Below are 16,451 nucleotides of genomic sequence, written 5' to 3'. Positions count from 1 at the left end.
TTCAACCCGACAGTTCGCCCGCCCCGGCGCGCGTCACCCGTTCGAGCCGTCGCGCGGCGTCTGCAGAATGTCGATGAAGGCCGAAAAATCCGCGCCGGCGAGCCCCATCGCGGCACCGAGTCGCAGCAATTGCTGGACCGTCGACGCGACCGGCATCGGCGTGCCGGTCTCGTAGGCGGTCGCCGCAACCGTATCGACGTCCTTCTGAAACGTGCGCAACGCGCCGATCGGCGCGAGATCGCTTTGCGTCATCCGCGGCACGAAGGTCCGCAGCAGCACCGAATCGGCCCAGCCGCCGGCGAGCGCCTCGGGCAGTTTCGCGGCGTCGATGCCGCTGCGCTGCGCGAGGCTCACCGCCTCGGCGATCGCGGCGACGGTCGCGGTGACGATCGCCTGATTGCACAGCTTCGCGGTTTGCCCGGCGCCGACCTCGCCCATGTGCGTGACGCGGGCGGCATAGGCATCTAGCAAGGGGCGCACCGCGGCGAGATCGCTGGCCTCACCGCCTGCCATGATCGCCAGCGTGCCCGCCGTGGCGCCGGCGACGCCGCCCGACACCGGCGCGTCGATCCAGCCGATCGAAGCGCCATCCGGGGAAGCTGCGGTGCCCGCAGCCCCGCCCTGCCCGGCGAAATCCGCCACCCGTCGCGCCAGCGCGCGCGTCGCGGCAGGCGCAATGCTCGAATGATCGACGATCCAGTGCACACGGCGCGGAGTCGAAGGATCGCCATCGAGCAGCCCCGCCGGGCCGAACACGGTCTGTTCGACCGCCGCCGCGTCCGCGACGCACAGCAGCACCGCGTCGCAGCGCGCGGCCAGCTCCCGCGGCGCATCGACGACATGCGCGCCCTCGGCCCGCAACGCCTCGGCCTTCGCTCGCGTGCGGTTCCAGACATGCACGGTATGGCCCGCGCGCAGCAGGTGCCGGACCATCGGCGCGCCCATCAGACCGGGGCCGCAAAAACCAATTTCCACGTTCGAACCTCGTTGCTATCAGATTGAATGGGTTATGTTGCGTAAACATGATAACGACCATGCGATACCGGGCACGCGACGTGCGGCATCGATGGCCCGGGCAAAGACGTTTGATCCGCCGCGCAGGCGATGACGCACGCGAGCGCGCATATGTCTGTCGGACTGCGCGAACCGTTGCCTATACTTTCTCCATGCGCGTTTCCGAGCAGCGTTTTACCGACCAGCGGCGCACACCAAGGAGGAATTCATGTCAGAACACGTTTACAAGAAGATCGAACTGACCGGTTCGTCGAAGACATCGATCGACGACGCGATCACCACCGCGATTGCCAAAGCGTCGGAAACGCTGCGCAATCTGCACTGGTTCGAGGTCACGGAAACGCGCGGCCAGATCGAGAACGGCAAGGTCGCGTACTGGCAGGTGACGCTGAAGGTCGGCCTGCGCATCGAGGACTGAGCGGCGACCGCACGACACGCTTGCGCGCTGCCACGCGCAGGCCGCAAACAGAAAAGCTGCATCCAGCCCAGGCTGGACGCAGCTTTTTTTCAACAGCGGACCGCCCGCTTTACTTCGGCAGCGACCCGTCGACACCCTCGACGTACCAGTTCAGGCGCTGCAATTCCGCATCGGTCAGGGTCTTGCCTTCCGGCACCTTCACCGTGCCCGACTGATCCTTGATCGGGCCAGTGAACACGTCGCGCTTGCCGCTCGCGAGTTCTTCGCGCCTGGAGGCGACCTGCTTCTGCCCATCGGCCGGAATCGCCGACGTGTTCAGGTTTTCGAGGTTGACGGCCTTCTGCGGAATGCCCCACCACACCGGATCGTTCTTCCACTTGCCGTCGAGCACCTGCTGGATCACCGCGCTGTAGTACACGCCCCAGTGCGCGACCACCGAGCCGAGATGCGCATCAGGACCGAACTTCTTCATGTCCGAATCCCAGCCGAACGCGTGCACGTGCTTCTCCGAAGCTGTGGCGAGCGTCGCGCTCGAATCGGTGTTTTGCAGCAGCACGTCGGCGCCCTGGCCGATCAGCGTTTCGGCGGCCTGCTTTTCCTTGCCCGGATCGAACCAGCTGTTGATCCAGATCACCTTCGTATGCACCTTCGGGTTCACCGAGCGAGCACCCAGCGTGAACGCGTTGATGTTACGCACCACTTCCGGAATCGGCACCGACGCGACGAAGCCGAGCGTGTTGCTCTTCGTCACGTAGCCCGCGGCGACGCCGGCCAGATATGCGCCCTGGTACATGCGCACGTCGTAGGTGCCGAAGTTCGGCGCCTTCTTGTAGCCGGTCGCGTGCAGGAAGACGGTGTCCGGGAAGTCCTTCGCGACCTTCAGCTGGAAGTCCTGGAAGCCGAAGCTCGTGCCGAAGATGATCTTGTTGCCCTTGTTGGCGAGATCGCGGAACACGCGCTCGGAGTCGGCCGATTCCGGCACGTTCTCGACGCGCGTAACCTTGATCCGGTTACCGAACTTCGCTTCGGCTTCGCGTGAGCCTTGATCGTGCGCGAAGGTCCAGCCGGCATCGCCCGGATTGCCGAGATAGACGAACGCGACGCCCGGCACATCGGCGGCCTGCGCGGTTTGCGCGAGCGGCGCGGCGAGTGCCAGTGACGCCGCACCCCATGCGAAAGCGGTCAGCAGATTTCTTCTCTTCATGTTTTTCCCCTGTCGTGATGAGCGAATAGTAGTGGGCGAATCAACAAAAAACTGTGTCGCCGTCAGCCCGCCGAAAAAAACGGCTTGCCGAGCGACGCGGGCGCATTCAGGCGAATCGTGTTCGGATTGCGTGAGATCAGCGCCAGCACGACGATCGTCGCGACGTAGGGCAGCATCGCGAGGAACTGCGTCGGCACCGGCACGCCGATCGCCTGCGCGTAGAACTGCAGCCCCGTCACCGCGCCGAACAGCAGCGAGCCGATCAGCAGACGGCCCGGGCGCCACGTCGCGAACACGACGAGTGCGAGCGCGATCCAGCCGCGGCCCGAGGTCAGGTTCTCCTGCCACAGGTGCAGATTGACGATCGAATAGTAGCCGCCCGCGAGCCCCGCCATGCCGCCGCCGAACGCGACCGCGCCATAGCGCACGCCGACCACCGGAAAGCCGACCGAGTGCGCGACCTGCGGCGATTCGCCGACCGAGCGCAGCACGAGCCCCGCGCGCGTGCGATACAGAAACCAGCCGATCGCCACGAACATCAGGAACGCGAGGTAATCGAGCGGCGTGAGCGTAAACAGCGCGGGGCCTAGCACCGGGATTTTCGACAGGCCGGGGATCGTCCACGTATCGATCGTCGCGCGCACCGCGGCCGACGTGTACGGCTTGCCGACGTACGCGGACAATCCGATGCCGAAAATCGTCAGCGACAGGCCGGTCGCGACCTGGTTGGCGAGCATCGTCAGCGTCAGGAACGCGAACAGCAGCGACATCGCGAGACCGGCGCCGATCGCGGCGAGCACGCCGAGCCACGGGCTGCCCGTAATCGACGTGACCGCGTAGCCGCTGACGGCGCCCATCAGCATCATCCCTTCCACGCCGAGGTTGAGCACGCCCGATTTTTCGGCGACGAGTTCGCCGGCGCCCGCGAACATCAGCGGGATCGACGCGGTGATCGCGCTCGACGTGAGCGCGCTGGCTTGCTGGATATCCATATCGAGTTCTGAAAGCGGTTTAGCGAGCTGATTGGCAAGCTCAATGACCCACTGCCACGGCCGAGCGGCGCCGCACGCGGTAGTTCACGAACAGGTCGGCGCCGAGCAGGCAGAACAGCAGCAACCCCTGAAATACGCCCGACAGCGCCTGCGGCAATTGCATCGAGGTCTGCACCGCTTCGCCGCCGAGATACAGCAGCGCCATCAGCAGACTGGCGAGCACGATGCCGAGCGGATGCAACCGGCCGACGAACACGACGATGATCGCGGTGAAGCCGTAGCCCGGCGACCACGTCGCCTGCAACTGGCCGATCGGACCGGCGATCTCGCCCATGCCGGCGAGGCCCGCGAGGCCGCCGCTAATCAGCAGCGAGGTCCAGATCGTCTTCTTGTCGGAGAAGCCGGCGTAGCGCGCGGCGAGCGGCGCGAGTCCGCCGACGTTCATCCGGTAGCCCGCGAAGCTTTTGCGCATGAACAGCCAGACGAGCGGAATCGCGATCAGCGTGAGGAACACGGACGCGTTCAGGCGCGTGCCGCGCAGCAATTTCCAGTGCCAGTCGCCATACAGCGTCGGAAACAGCGCGTCGCCGCTGAACATCTCCGACAGCGGAAAGTTCATGCCTTGGGGATCGCGCCACGGGCCGCTCACCAGGTAGATCAGCAGTTGCGTCGCGACATACGTGAGCATCAGGCTCACGAGAATCTCGTTGGTATTGAAACGGCTCTTCAGGAACGCGGGAATCGCAGCCCACGCCATGCCGCCGAGGATGCCCGCTAGCATCATCGTCGGCAGGATCCACCAGCCGCTCGCCTGATCGAAATAGATCGCGACGCCGCTCGCCGCGATGCCGCCGAGCAGCATCTGCCCTTCGGCGCCGATGTTCCACACGTTCGCGCGATAACCGATCGCGAGACCGAGGCCGATCAGGCACAACGGCGACGCCTTCAGCAATAGCTCCGACCAGCCGTTGATGCTCGACAGCGGTTCGATGAAGAACGCGTGCATCGCCTGCAACGGGTCGCGGCCGACGAGGCCGAAAATCAGAAAGCCGATCGCGAGCGTCAGCACTGCGGCGATCAGTGGCACGGCGAGCTGCATCGTGCGCGAGGGCGTGGTGCGGGCTTCGAGTCGATAAGGAAGCATCATGGGTGGCGTGGGTTTGTTCGGGTTCTGTTCTTCGGGGTCCGCATTCGAGTGCGTGCTTAGCGTTTTGGCGTGGCCGGCGGGCAACGCCTCGCCTCACGCATGCGCCGGTTGGTCTGCCGCAGGCGCCGCGCCCTCGCGGTCGCCGAATAGCCCCGCCATCCAGCGGCCGATTTCCTCGGCGTTGGTCGCACCGGTCGCGCGCACCGGCGAGAGCCGCCCGCCCGCGAGCACCGCGATGCGATCGCAGATATCGAACAGCTCCTCCAGTTCCTCCGAGATCACCAGAATCGCGACACCGCGCGCCGACAGATCGAGCAGTTGCTGACGGATGAATGCGGACGCGCCGACATCGACGCCCCACGTCGGCTGCGCGACCACGAGCACCTTCGGCGCCTGCAAAATCTCGCGGCCCATGATGTATTTCTGCAGATTGCCGCCCGACAGACTTTGCGCGAGCGCGTCGGGGCCGCCGCAGCGCACGTCGAACGCGTCGATGCAGCGCTTCGCGAACGCGCGCATCGCGCCCGCCCTGATCCAGCCCGATTTGACCATGCTCTGCCGATGCGCGGTCAGCAACGCGTTGTCGGCAAGGCTCATCGCCGGCACCGCGCCGCGGCCGAGCCGCTCCTCGGGCACGAAGCCAAAGCCGAGCGCGCGCCGGCGGCCCGCGCCGAGGCGCGCGGCCGGTCTGCCGCAGATCGTGATCGCGTCGGCCGGCAGGCTACGTTTTTCAGCACGCTTTTCTCCGGACAACGCCGCGAGCAGTTCCGCCTGGCCGTTGCCCGACACACCGGCAATGCCGAAGATCTCGCCCGCATGCACGCTGAACGACACGTCGCGCAACGACGTGCCGAACGGATCGTCGCTCGCGACCGACAACTGCCTGACGTCGAGCAGCACCGCGCCCGGCTTGTGCTCGCGCCGCGTGTAGTCGGGCAGCGAGTGGCCGACCATCAACTGCGCGAGCGACGCATGCGTCTCGTTCTTCGGCGTCACATTGCCGGTCACGCGGCCGCCTCGCATCACGGTCGCGGTGTCGCACAACTCCTGGATTTCGTCGAGCTTGTGGCTGATGTAGAGAATGCTGCAGCCTTCGGCCGCGAGCCGACGCAGCGTCGTGAACAGCTTGCGGACCGCCTGCGGCGTCAGCACCGAGGTCGGTTCGTCCATGATCAGCAGACGCGGATTCTGCAGCAGGCAGCGCACGATTTCGACGCGCTGGCGCTCGCCGACGGTGAGGCTGTGCACGTGCCGTTGCGGATCGATGTCGAGCCCGTAGTCGGCCGACACCTCGCGAATGCGTTTCGCAAGGGCCTTCAGATCGAACGGTTCGTCGAGCGCGAGTGCGATGTTTTCGCCGACCGTCAGCGTTTCGAACAGCGAGAAGTGCTGGAACACCATGCCGACGCCGAGCTTGCGCGCGGCCGCCGGGCTCGCGATGTCGACCGTCTCGCCTTCCCAGCGGATCTCGCCGGCGTCGGGCCGCACCGCGCCGTAGATGATCTTCATCAGCGTGCTCTTGCCCGCGCCGTTCTCGCCGAGCACCGCGTGGATTTCGCCGGGCGCGACGACGAGCGTGACGTCGTCGTTGGCGCGCACGGCCGGGTACTGCTTCGTGATGCCCGTCAGCGCGAGCCGGGGCACCGCCTGGCCGGTGAGTCGTGCGCCGTCGCTAAGTGGAGTGTCGCTCATGAGATTCCGTAGTGCGTTGAGACGCCGCTTGCTGCCTGAATACCGCCGGGTCGACGTCGATGACGTCCACCGTGCCGACGGGCGATCCGTCACCACAACCGAATGACGATACCTAATTCGACCCACTCAGTCGAGTTGACAAAATTCCCGCAAACCCGCGCCGCTACAAGCTCTGCGGGTATGTCACCCTTGACGTCGTTTTTCGTCCATATTAAAACGCATATACCCCTACGTCCGTTCGATCAGCCAGCACATATATTTCGGAGAATCCATGAGCCAGCAACGCGAGGCGATCGACACGTACCTGCTGCGCGTGTTGCACACGCTACTGATGGAGCGCAGCGTCACGCGCGCCGCCGTCAAACTGAATCAGTCCCAACCCGCGATCAGCGCGGCGCTGCGCCGTCTGCGCGACATCACTGGCGACCCGCTGCTGGTGCGCGGCAAGTCCGGCATGGTGCCGACCGAATACGGTTTGCGCCTGCTCGAACCGGTGCAGAACGCGCTGCGCGAAATCGAGCGCATCAAGTTCCAGCAGCACAACTTCGATCCGGCCACATCCATCCGCTGCTACCGGATCGGCTGTCCCGACTACCTGAACGTGCTGTTCGTGCCGACGGTCGTCGAACGTTTTCGCCAGGCCGCGCCGAACGCGACGCTCGAATTCCATTCGCTCGGCCCCGCGTTCGACTACGAACTCGCGCTTGAGGACGGCAAGCTCGACATCGTGGTCGGCAACTGGCCGGAGCCGCCCGAGCAATTGCATCTGTCGAACCTGTTCGTCGATCAGATCGTCTGCCTGATGAGCAACTCGCATCCGTTTGCCAAACGTGGCGGGCTCACGCTCGACCAGTACCTGAACGCACCGCATCTCGCGCCGACGCCGTACTCGGTCGGCCAGCGCGGCGCGATCGACGTGCATCTCGCGCGCGAGCGGCTCAAGCGCCATGTGGTCGTCACGCTGCCCTACTTCAATCTCGCGCCGTACGTGCTGATCAAATCCGATCTGATCTTCACGACGACGCGCCTCTTTGCCGACTACTACGCGAAGTTCCTGCCGCTGACCGTGGTGCCCGCGCCGCTCGACTTCCCGCCGATGCAGTACTACCAGCTGTGGCACGAGCGCGTGCACTACTCCGACGAAGTGCGCTGGCTGCGCGGGCTGGTTGGCGAGGCGACCCGGACGTTGATCGACAAGCCCTGAGCCCGCATGCGGCGCCGCTCAGATATCAACGACTCGCGGCATCCGCGCATCAGAGCGTGAGTGCCGCCCCTTCCACTCGAGCTCAAGCCGCCGCCTCGTAAAGCTGCCGCGCGAGCGCGTTATGCCGCTCGATCACCGGCCCGAGTTCGAGCGTCGCCAAGCGCCCCTCCTTCACCACCATCTTGCCGTTGATCACGCTATAGCTGACCTGCGACGGCGCGCAGAATACCAGCGCCGCCACCGGATCGTGCAGTGCGCCGGCAAAGTGCGGCGCACGCAAATCGAACGCGACGAAATCCGCGGCCATGCCAGGCGCGAGCGCGCCGATGTCGTCGCGATTGAGCACGCGCGCGCCGCTCAGGGTCGCGATTTCGAGCGCCTCGCGGGCGGTCATCGCATCGGGCCCGAAACCGACGCGCTGCAGCAGCAGCGCCTGGCGCACTTCGGCGATCATCTGCGCAGCGTCGTTCGACGCCGAGCCGTCGACGCCGAGTCCAACCGGCACGCCCGCGAGCCGCATGCGCTTGACCGGCGCGATGCCCGACGCGAGCCGCATATTCGAGCACGGACAGTGCGCGACGCCGGTGCCGGTGTGAGCGAACAGCGCGATGCCCGAGTCGTCGAGTTGCACGCAGTGCGCATGCCATACGTCGCGGCCGACCCAGCCGAGATCGTGCGCATACTCGGCCGGCGTCATGCCGAACTTCTCGCGGCTGTACTCGACGTCGTTGACGTTCTCCGCCAGATGCGTGTGCAGCGACACGCCGTAGTGGCGCGCGAGCAGCGCCGATTCGCGCATCAGGTCGCGGCTCACCGAAAACGGCGAGCACGGCGCCACGACGACGCGCAGCATCGCGTAGCGGCCGTCGTCGTGATACGTCTCGATCAGACGCTGCGTGTCCTTCAGGATGTCCGCTTCGCGCTCGACCACCGAATCGGGCGGCAAGCCGCCGTCTTTCCGTCCCACGCTCATGCTGCCGCGCGCCGCATGAAAGCGCATGCCGATGCGGCGCGCCGCGGCGATGCTGTCGTCGAGACGGCTGCCGTTCGGATAGATATACAGATGGTCGCTCGACGTCGTGCAGCCCGACAGCAGCAGCTCGGCCATCGCGGTCAGCGTCGATACTTCGATCATGTCGGGCGTGAGGTTCGCCCACACCTTGTACAGATTCGTCAGCCAGCCGAACAACTCGGCGTTCTGCGCGGCGGGAATCGCGCGCGTGAGGCTCTGGTACATGTGGTGATGCGTATTGACGAGGCCGGGAATCACCAGGTGGCCGCGCAGGTCGAGTACCTGATCGGCCGTTTGAGGCAGTTGCGCGGTCGGCCCGACCGCGACGATCCGGTTGTCCTCGATAAAGAGCCCGGCGTCGCGCAATTCGCGCCGCTCGCCATCCATCGTGACGAGCACGTCCGCGTGCTTCACGAGCATCGTTTTGCCGGCTTGTTTCAGTGCTTCATTCATCGTCATTCGTCTGTCCGCCTGATTGCCTGCATGCAAAGCCCTTCGAACGCGATGCGGCGGCACGCCACCGTGCCGCCGCGTTCGGTTGAACGCCGTAGGCCCGGTTACCCAGCGTGAATCGCCGTCTTCGGGGTTTGCCGTGCAAAGGCCTGCCTTTGCACGGGTGTGTCGCACAGCGCTTACCTTCGGTAGCCAAAATCCCGCTGGCAACTCGCGCGGTTGCGATACCCACCTTCACACCGCCAATATAGTGGTGCATTTTTGGCGCCGGTACGATCGGCCGATGAGCCGGCGCGGCTTTCGACTGGCTGTCCATCATGCGCGAACTATTATCTTTCCTATCGCTCGCGCGCTGAACGGGGCATCCTTTTTACAATGGCTGCCACGGCGCTCGCTTCAATTCGCCGACGGGTATGTAGCCACTGACGTGGAGCCTCGATCCGCCGCAAAACGTAATGGATCGGGCCGCCGCCGACACCTCGCATTCACACAAGGACAATTGCGAATGGGCAAGCTCACTACCCACGTGCTCGACACCGCGAACGGCCGTCCCGGCGCAGGCATCAAGGTCGAACTCTTCGCGCTCGCCGGAGACACGCGCCGCGCGCTCAAAACCACTGTCACCAATCACGACGGCCGCTGCGACGAGCCGCTGCTCGAGGGCGACGCGCTCGTCGCTGGCGAGTACGAACTCGTGTTCGGCGCGGGCGACTACTTCGCGTCGCTCGGCACCAGCTTGCCGGAACCGCGCTTCGTCGATCGCGTCGTGTTGCGCTTCGGCGTCGCCGATGCCAGCGCGCACTATCACGTGCCGCTGCTGGTGTCGCCGTTTTCGTACAGCACGTATCGGGGCAGCTAGCCCTGCCGGATGCAAGCCGCGTCCGCTTCGGCACGAACAGACACAAATACGCACGAGCGCCCCGCGATACCCGTAACAAGCCGCGCTGCGTCTTCTATCCGCAGTCGGCGCGATGACCGGCGACGTCGAACGTCATCGCGCGCACAACGAATCAGAAGTGGAGGAGTTTCATGGAAGGCTTTATCACCGACTGGTTGAACCTCGCGATTCGCTGGTTCCACGTCATCGCCGCCATCGCGTGGATCGGCGAATCGTTCTATTTCGTCGCGCTCGACAACAGCCTGAAACCGCCGACCGATCCGAACCAGCGCCGTCGCGGCGTGTTCGGCGAGCTGTGGCACGTGCACGGCGGGGGCTTCTACAACATGCAGAAGTACACGGTCGCGCCGCCGGAAATGCCCGAAGACCTGCACTGGTCGAAATGGCCGTCGTACACGACGTGGCTGTCGGGCTTCGGCCTCTTTACCGTGCTGTATCTGTTCTCGCCGAGCACCTACCTGATCGATAAGAACGTGCTCGACATGGGACCGGTGGTCGCGGTCTCCTCGGCGATCGGTTTCCTCGCGGCCGGCTGGATCGTCTATGACTCGCTGTGCCGCATTCTCGGCACGCGCGACAAACTGCTCGGCATCTGTGTCGGCGTATATGTGCTGATCGCGGCGTATCTCGCCTGTCATATCTTCGCGGGCCGCGCGGCGTATCTGATCATGGGCGCAATGCTCGCGACGATCATGTCGGCCAACGTGTTCTTCGTGATCATTCCGGGCCAGCGCAAGATGGTCGACGCGATGCTCAAGGGCGACACGCCGAACCCGATCTATGGCAAGCGCGGCAAGCAGCGCTCGGTGCACAACACCTACTTCACGCTGCCGGTCGTGTTCGCGATGCTGTCGAACCACTACGCGATGACCTATACGCATCCGTACAACTGGGCGGTGCTCGTCGTCATCATGCTGGCCGGCGCGCTGATCCGTCAGTTCTTCGTGATGCGCCATCGCGGCCAGGTGTTGTGGTATCTGCCGCTCGTCGGCGTCGCGCTGATGTGCACGGCGCTCGTGTGGACCATGCCGCGTCCGGTGGTGCCGCAGGCGCAGGCCGCCAACGCGCCGACGCTGAAGGTCGCCGACATCGCACCGGTGCTGCAGCAGCGCTGTGTGGCTTGCCACTCCGCGCATCCGACGATGATGGGCAGCGCGCCCGCCGGCGTGCTGATGGATACCCCCGAGGAAATCTCGCAGAACGCACAGCGCATTTACCAGCAGGCGGTCAGGTTGAAAGCGATGCCGCTCGGCAACGTCACTCACATGACCGACGACGAGCGGATGAAGATCGCCGCGTGGTTCGAAGGCGGCGCGGCGAAGTAAAGACGTCTGTCCGGATCACGGATCCGGTTCCGAGGTAGAGGCTGGTGTGTGTACGGGCTTGTCGCGAGAGCGGCAAGCCCGTTGTCGTTTGGGGAGGATGGCGGGTGCAAGCAGTGGCATCGATACACTAAATTTGTAGCCCCTGGGCTACAAAACGGGTCCTAAGATATATAAAACGTAGCCCTAAAGGCACAAAAACAAACAACCTTATTGTGCCTCGTGGGCTACAATAAATAGCAAATACGCTTGATTTGACGCCCTGAGGCCACAAATGACCAACCTCGCCGATGTCTCGGACATGCTGAGAGCCGTACGCCGCGACAGCAAGCTATCGCAGGAAGAGCTTGCGCGCCGCGCGGGCGTGGCCCGCACGACCGTCGCGCGGATGGAGACGCTCGCCAAAAACGATATGAGCGTGTCCGTGCTCGTGCGCCTGCTCGAAGCCGCCGGTTACGACCTCAAGTTCGTCGCGCATGGACATGGCCGCACGCTCGAAGACATCCTCGCTGAACAGCGCGGTCCGGACGCGCAGCCATGAAGCTCGACGTTCAGGTACTAGGCAAGAACGTTGCCACGCTGTTTCGCGAGCGCGACGACTATGTCCTCAAATACAACCGCGATGCGAGCGCGGCCGACTTCGTCAGTCTGACGATGCCGGTGCGCGAAGAGGCCTGGCGCTGGCCGCGCGACCTGCATCCGTTTTTCCGGCAGAATCTGCCCGAGGGCTATCTGCTGAATCTGATCCGCGAGCAATTCGGGCCCTTGCTCGACGGAACCGATCTGTCGCTGCTCGCCGTCGTGGGCTCGATGGGGATCGGCCGGGTCACCGTCACGCCAGAAGGCGTGGCGCCGGGCACCGAACTGGAGGCGCTCGACGTCCAGCACATTCTGCACGGCGACAACACCGCCGAACATTTCGCGCAACTGGTGCGTGAATACGCGCGAGCGGCCATTTCAGGTGTCGTGCCGAAGTTCATCGCGCCGGAAGCGCAGCCTGCCGCATCGACACCGTTGCAGCTCGGAAAGCCGACGATTCGAACGAGCCGTCACATCGTCAAAGGTTCGGACGACAACACGCCCTTTCTCGGTTTCAACGAGTTCCATTCGATGCGGGTGCTGGAGCGGCTGGGGGTGGCGCCCGTTGCGCGCACGCAGATGTCGGACGATGGCCGGGCACTCGTCGTCGAGCGCTTCGATGTCGACGCACAAGGACTGCCGGCGTACGGCGTCGAAGACCTGTGCGGCCTGCTCGGTTTGCCGCCGCACGAAAAATACAATTCGACCAGCGAGAAAATGCTCAACGCGGCAAGAGCGTATCTGCTCGATCGCGACACCATGCGGGTGCAGCTCCAGCAGCTCGGCTGGCATCTGCTGACCAACTATGTCGTGCGCAATGCGGACTGCCACACCAAGAACGTCGCGCTGTTCTATACGTCGGTCGACGATGTCGCGTTCACGCCCGTCTACGATGTCGTGACGACCCAGGCTTATCCGCGCTTCGCCGCCAATCCGCCGGGCCTCGCCATCGACGGCCGCAAGACCTGGGCAGCCGGTAAAACGCTGGAACGCTTTTTCAACACGCGCATGGGCATCGCTCCGCGGCAATATGCGCAAATGGTCGAGGCGCTGTGCGACTCGGCTGTCGACGTCGGTCACGAGTTGATCGAGGCAGCGCGCAACGAACCGCAGTGGCGCACGGTCGCCAAGCAGATGCTGCATGCGTGGGACGACGGCATGACATCGCTGCGTTCGCCAAAGAAGAGCCTGCAATTCAGCGGGCTCAAGCCGGCCATCGAAGCAGCGGGATTTTCGGCGCCGGAGCCGCCCGAGCGGTCAAGAGAAGTCATCGGGCATTCGCCGCTGCTCGGCAGGCGCAAGTCATCGTGATCCATGCAAGAAAGCCCGCGACGTAACGCACGTCGCGGGCTTTTCTTTTCAACCGCAACGCTACCGGCTACCCGGCAGCTGCATTGCCATCAAACCGCCACCGCGCTCAACGCATCTTCCGTGAGCCAGAGCGACTCCGTCAGATCCTGCTCGTTCAGATTGAGCCCCTCGCCGCCACGATCGACGACGATAAAGTCGCTCACCTCGCCCAACGCGATCAGCGGATGGTGCCATACGCCCTTCGCGTAGTTGACGCCCTGCCAACCACTCGTGACGAACGCGCGAATCTTCGCCGCGTCCAGTTCGCCCGCGGGCGCTACGACGACCAGATACGGCTTGTCGTTCAGCGGCACGAATGCCTGGCTGCCGAGCGGATGACGCTCGAGCATCTTCACTTCGAACGGCAGCGCGCGCGGCTGGCCACGAAACAGATTGACGAGCGTGCGGCCGTGCTCGTCTGTCACGTCGACTTTCGCGAGGTCGTGATAGCGGATCGTCGTGCCGCGGTTGATCGGAATCTGCTTCGCGCCTTCGAGTTCGATCACGTCGCCGAATGCGGCGAACGCCTTTTTCGTCAGCGGTTCGATGGCGAGCGTTTTCATTCGAGCGTACCCCACAGCCGCAGACGCGACACACCGCCGTCCGGATAGATGTTGAAGCGCACATGCGTGACCGGTCCGAGCGCCGCGATCTCGCTTTCGAAGAAATGCTGCTTGTCCATCTGCAGTTTCTGCTCGCCGAGCAGCACCGGCCAGAACATCGCCTGCGTGACGAGCGAACTATCGGTGCCTCCCTTCACGTACGCGGCCTGGATCGAGCAGCGATCCGGATAGTTGCCCTTGAAGTGCGCGGTGTCGACTTCGATCTTGCGGATCACGCCCCGCTGCGCGAGCGCGATGATCGCCCAGTCGTTGCCCGGCTCGCGACGACGACGCGTTTCCCAGCCATCCCCCATATTCACGCCGCGGCCCGGCATCAGCAGCGTCGAGGCCGCGCCGAAATGCTGGTTGTTCGCGCCGACCAGATACGCGCCGTTTTCCATCGCGGCGAGATCGAACTGCTCGGTGCGGCTCGCGCCCGCCCAGTCCACCTGCGGCTGACCGTACACACGCAGACGCGCGATGCCGCCGTCCGGATAGATGTTCACGCGCAGATGCGTGTACGCGTTTGCGTCGGCGACTTCGAGATAGTGGTGGCTATTGCCCTGCAACGTGGTGGACGGCACGATCTCGGTCCATTGCGTCGACTGGTTCGGCTCGCCATCGACGACCCGCGCCGCTTCCACCGACGCCGCCGGCGGGTAGTTGCCGGTGAAGTGGCTGGTGTCGAGGTCGAGTCCCTTGATCACGCCAGGCCGAGCGAGTTTGACGACGCACCAGTCGTAGCCGGTCGTGCGCTTGCGACGCGTTTCCCAGCCGTCCATCCACTTGCCGTTGTCGTCGTACTTGGCCGGAATGAAGACGGCCGGTTCCGGATTCAGCATGCGGTCCTTCGGCGCGAAGAATTCGTCGCTAGCCTCGAGCGCCTGCGCGCCCAGACGCGGGTCCGCCAGATTCACGTAACGGCGCGTGAATTCCGGTGCGTTGGGGTCGAGAATCGGAAGTGCCATCTTTGTCGTCCTTGATATCGATTGGTGCGGGAAAAACGTTGCGGCTCGCTGCGCGACGCGGTGCGCGTCACACGCCGATCAGGTCGTCGAGCCGCAAACGTGCAATGCGATAGATCTGATCGAGGCTCGCGCGCATCTCGTCGGCGCGGCTATTGTTCATGCGCGATTCGAAGTTCGCGATGATGCCGTGGCGGTCGTAGCCGCGCACCGCGAGAATGAACGGAAAGCCGAACTTCTCGCGATACAGGTGATTGAGCGCATGCAGCTTGTCGAACTCTTCCTGCGTGCATTGCGCGAGCCCGGCGCCGCTTTGCTCGCGAGTCGATTCGGCGGTCAGCTCGCCACGCACCGCGGCCTTGCCGGCCAGCTCCGGGTGCGCGTTGATCAGCGCGAGCTGCTTGTCCTCGCCCGAGGTTTCGACGATCTGCGACATGCTCTGATGCAGCTCGTCGATGCTCGCGAACGGCCGCTGCCGCGCCGCAATCTCCGCGACCCACGGCGAGTGCTCGAAGATGCCCGACAGCGTCGCAACGAACGCGTCGGTCGAGAGGCTGTTGAGTTGGTCCAGGGTGTATTGCATCGCCTTCATGCCGCAGCCTCGCGGTTGTCCTGTTCGTAAGGATGAGTCTCGTGCCAGTGCCGCGCGATATCGACGCGCCGCGATACCCATACGCGATCGTGCTGTTCGATGTGATCGAGAAAGCGCTGCAGCGCGCGGAAACGCCCCGGCCGTCCGAGCAGCCGGCAGTGCATACCGATCGACAGCATCTTCGGCACTTCGTCGCCCTCTTCGTACAGCACGTCGAACGCGTCGCGCAGGTAGGTGAAGAAGTGGTCCGCGGTGTTGAAGCCTTGCGGCGTCGCGAAGCGCATGTCGTTGGTGTCGAGCGTGTACGGCACGATCAGTTGCGGCACGCTCTTGCCACCCGCCACCTCGACGTCCATCCAGAACGGCAGGTCGTCGCCGTAGTAATCGGAGTCGTACAGGAAGCCGCCGTATTCGGCGACCAGCCGATGGGTGTTCGGACTGTCGCGGCCGGTGTACCAGCCGAGCGGCCGCACGCCGGTCACGCGCGCGATCGCCTCCATGCCGAGGCGCATGTGCTCTGCTTCCTTCTCCGGCGACATGTCCTGATAGTGAATCCAGCGATAGCCGTGGCACGCGATCTCATGCCCGAGTTCGACGAACGCCCGCGCGACTTCCGGATTCCGCTCGATCGCCATGCCGACGCCGAACACCGTCAGCGCGAGGTCACGTCTTTCGAATTCGCGCAGGATGCGCCACACGCCCGCGCGCGAGCCGTATTCGTAGATCGACTCCATGCTCATGTGCCGCGCCGGATACGCCGCCGCGCCAACGATCTCCGACAGGAACTGCTCGGAACCGGGGTCGCCGTGCAGCACGCAGTTTTCGCCGCCCTCTTCGTAGTTGAGGACGAATTGCACCGCGACGCGCGCTCGACCCGGCCAGTTCGCGTGCACCGGGTGGCGGCCGTAGCCGATCAGATCGCGTGGGTAGTTCGGGTCGAGTGGCATGTTTGACGGATGCGTAGTGGCGGGACCAGGAATTCGCGTGAAGCTCGCGCGTGGAGCTCG

The 16,451-nt window shown here is 64.6% G+C and carries 16 protein-coding genes; 6 read left to right on the top strand and 10 right to left on the bottom strand.

Annotated elements, in window-relative coordinates; translation table 11 throughout:
• Positions 1 to 33 precede the first annotated feature (33 nt).
• Complete coding sequence (locus tag QFZ91_RS22625; protein ID WP_429568483.1) at positions 34 to 975, bottom strand: NAD(P)-dependent oxidoreductase; 942 nt, start codon at positions 973 to 975, stop codon at positions 34 to 36.
• 247 nt (positions 976 to 1,222) lie between these two features.
• On the opposite strand from QFZ91_RS22625, the gene QFZ91_RS22620 reads away from it, so the two are divergent.
• Complete coding sequence (locus tag QFZ91_RS22620; protein WP_176125571.1) at positions 1,223 to 1,432, top strand: dodecin; 210 nt, start codon at positions 1,223 to 1,225, stop codon at positions 1,430 to 1,432.
• Between the two features lie 109 nt (positions 1,433 to 1,541).
• Here the strand turns inward: QFZ91_RS22620 and QFZ91_RS22615 are convergent, their stop codons facing one another.
• The 4 genes from QFZ91_RS22615 to QFZ91_RS22600 all read right to left on the bottom strand — a co-directional run bounded on the left by QFZ91_RS22615 (position 1,542) and on the right by QFZ91_RS22600 (position 6,467).
• Positions 1,542 to 2,636 (bottom strand): BMP family ABC transporter substrate-binding protein, encoded by a 1,095-nt coding sequence (locus tag QFZ91_RS22615; protein ID WP_429568482.1) that lies wholly within the window; start codon positions 2,634 to 2,636, stop codon positions 1,542 to 1,544.
• A gap of 62 nt (positions 2,637 to 2,698) precedes the next feature.
• Positions 2,699 to 3,628 carry an ABC transporter permease gene (locus QFZ91_RS22610; RefSeq protein ID WP_429568481.1) on the bottom strand — a complete coding sequence of 310 codons (930 nt, stop codon included), beginning with the start codon at positions 3,626 to 3,628 and terminating at the stop codon, positions 2,699 to 2,701.
• Positions 3,629 to 3,668: 40 nt separating this feature from the next.
• Positions 3,669 to 4,775: an ABC transporter permease gene (locus QFZ91_RS22605; protein WP_429568480.1), complete on the bottom strand. Its 1,107-nt coding sequence runs from the start codon at positions 4,773 to 4,775 to the stop codon at positions 3,669 to 3,671.
• Between the two features lie 93 nt (positions 4,776 to 4,868).
• A complete protein-coding gene (locus QFZ91_RS22600; protein WP_429568479.1) occupies positions 4,869 to 6,467 on the bottom strand; it encodes an ABC transporter ATP-binding protein in 1,599 nt (532 codons plus the stop codon).
• Positions 6,468 to 6,738: 271 nt separating this feature from the next.
• Between QFZ91_RS22600 and QFZ91_RS22595 the strand changes: the two genes are divergently transcribed.
• Positions 6,739 to 7,671, top strand: a complete 933-nt coding sequence (locus QFZ91_RS22595; RefSeq protein WP_018435555.1) for a LysR substrate-binding domain-containing protein — start codon at positions 6,739 to 6,741, stop codon at positions 7,669 to 7,671.
• Between the two features lie 82 nt (positions 7,672 to 7,753).
• On the opposite strand, the gene QFZ91_RS22590 is transcribed toward QFZ91_RS22595, so the two are convergent.
• The gene (locus tag QFZ91_RS22590) at positions 7,754 to 9,103 is read right to left on the bottom strand and encodes an 8-oxoguanine deaminase (protein WP_429568679.1); all 1,350 of its coding nucleotides are present in this window, start codon (positions 9,101 to 9,103) and stop codon (positions 7,754 to 7,756) included.
• Positions 9,104 to 9,641: 538 nt separating this feature from the next.
• Between QFZ91_RS22590 and uraH the strand changes: the two genes are divergently transcribed.
• The 4 genes from uraH to QFZ91_RS22570 all read left to right on the top strand — a co-directional run bounded on the left by uraH (position 9,642) and on the right by QFZ91_RS22570 (position 13,246).
• Positions 9,642 to 9,995, top strand: coding sequence for a hydroxyisourate hydrolase (gene uraH / locus QFZ91_RS22585; RefSeq protein ID WP_184227198.1), 354 nt, complete (start codon positions 9,642 to 9,644; stop codon positions 9,993 to 9,995).
• 170 nt (positions 9,996 to 10,165) lie between these two features.
• Positions 10,166 to 11,359, top strand: coding sequence for a urate hydroxylase PuuD (locus QFZ91_RS22580; RefSeq protein WP_429568478.1), 1,194 nt, complete (start codon positions 10,166 to 10,168; stop codon positions 11,357 to 11,359).
• A gap of 271 nt (positions 11,360 to 11,630) precedes the next feature.
• A complete protein-coding gene (locus tag QFZ91_RS22575) occupies positions 11,631 to 11,897 on the top strand; it encodes a helix-turn-helix domain-containing protein (RefSeq protein WP_429568477.1) in 267 nt (88 codons plus the stop codon).
• Complete coding sequence (locus QFZ91_RS22570) at positions 11,894 to 13,246, top strand: type II toxin-antitoxin system HipA family toxin (protein ID WP_429568476.1); 1,353 nt, start codon at positions 11,894 to 11,896, stop codon at positions 13,244 to 13,246. Before QFZ91_RS22575 ends, QFZ91_RS22570 begins: the two co-directional genes overlap by 4 nt.
• A gap of 89 nt (positions 13,247 to 13,335) precedes the next feature.
• On the opposite strand, the gene QFZ91_RS22565 is transcribed toward QFZ91_RS22570, so the two are convergent.
• The 4 genes from QFZ91_RS22565 to puuE all read right to left on the bottom strand — a co-directional run bounded on the left by QFZ91_RS22565 (position 13,336) and on the right by puuE (position 16,391).
• Positions 13,336 to 13,848, bottom strand: a complete 513-nt coding sequence (locus tag QFZ91_RS22565; RefSeq protein ID WP_429568475.1) for an ureidoglycolate lyase — start codon at positions 13,846 to 13,848, stop codon at positions 13,336 to 13,338.
• On the bottom strand, positions 13,845 to 14,855 hold the full coding sequence (gene alc, locus QFZ91_RS22560; RefSeq protein ID WP_429568474.1) for an allantoicase: 1,011 nt from the start codon (positions 14,853 to 14,855) through the stop codon (positions 13,845 to 13,847). The genes QFZ91_RS22565 and alc overlap by 4 nt, the downstream gene beginning before the upstream one ends.
• A 67-nt stretch (positions 14,856 to 14,922) precedes the next feature.
• On the bottom strand, positions 14,923 to 15,444 hold the full coding sequence (uraD, locus tag QFZ91_RS22555) for a 2-oxo-4-hydroxy-4-carboxy-5-ureidoimidazoline decarboxylase (RefSeq protein WP_176379236.1): 522 nt from the start codon (positions 15,442 to 15,444) through the stop codon (positions 14,923 to 14,925).
• On the bottom strand, positions 15,441 to 16,391 hold the full coding sequence (gene puuE, locus QFZ91_RS22550) for an allantoinase PuuE (RefSeq protein ID WP_429568473.1): 951 nt from the start codon (positions 16,389 to 16,391) through the stop codon (positions 15,441 to 15,443). The genes uraD and puuE overlap by 4 nt, the downstream gene beginning before the upstream one ends.
• Positions 16,392 to 16,451 lie beyond the last annotated feature (60 nt).

Source organism: Paraburkholderia sp. JPY419, assembly GCF_050435705.1.
GTDB lineage: Bacteria > Pseudomonadota > Gammaproteobacteria > Burkholderiales > Burkholderiaceae > Paraburkholderia > Paraburkholderia youngii.
Note: the sequence above shows the minus strand (reverse complement) of the source record. Positions and strands in the feature narration are given on the sequence as shown.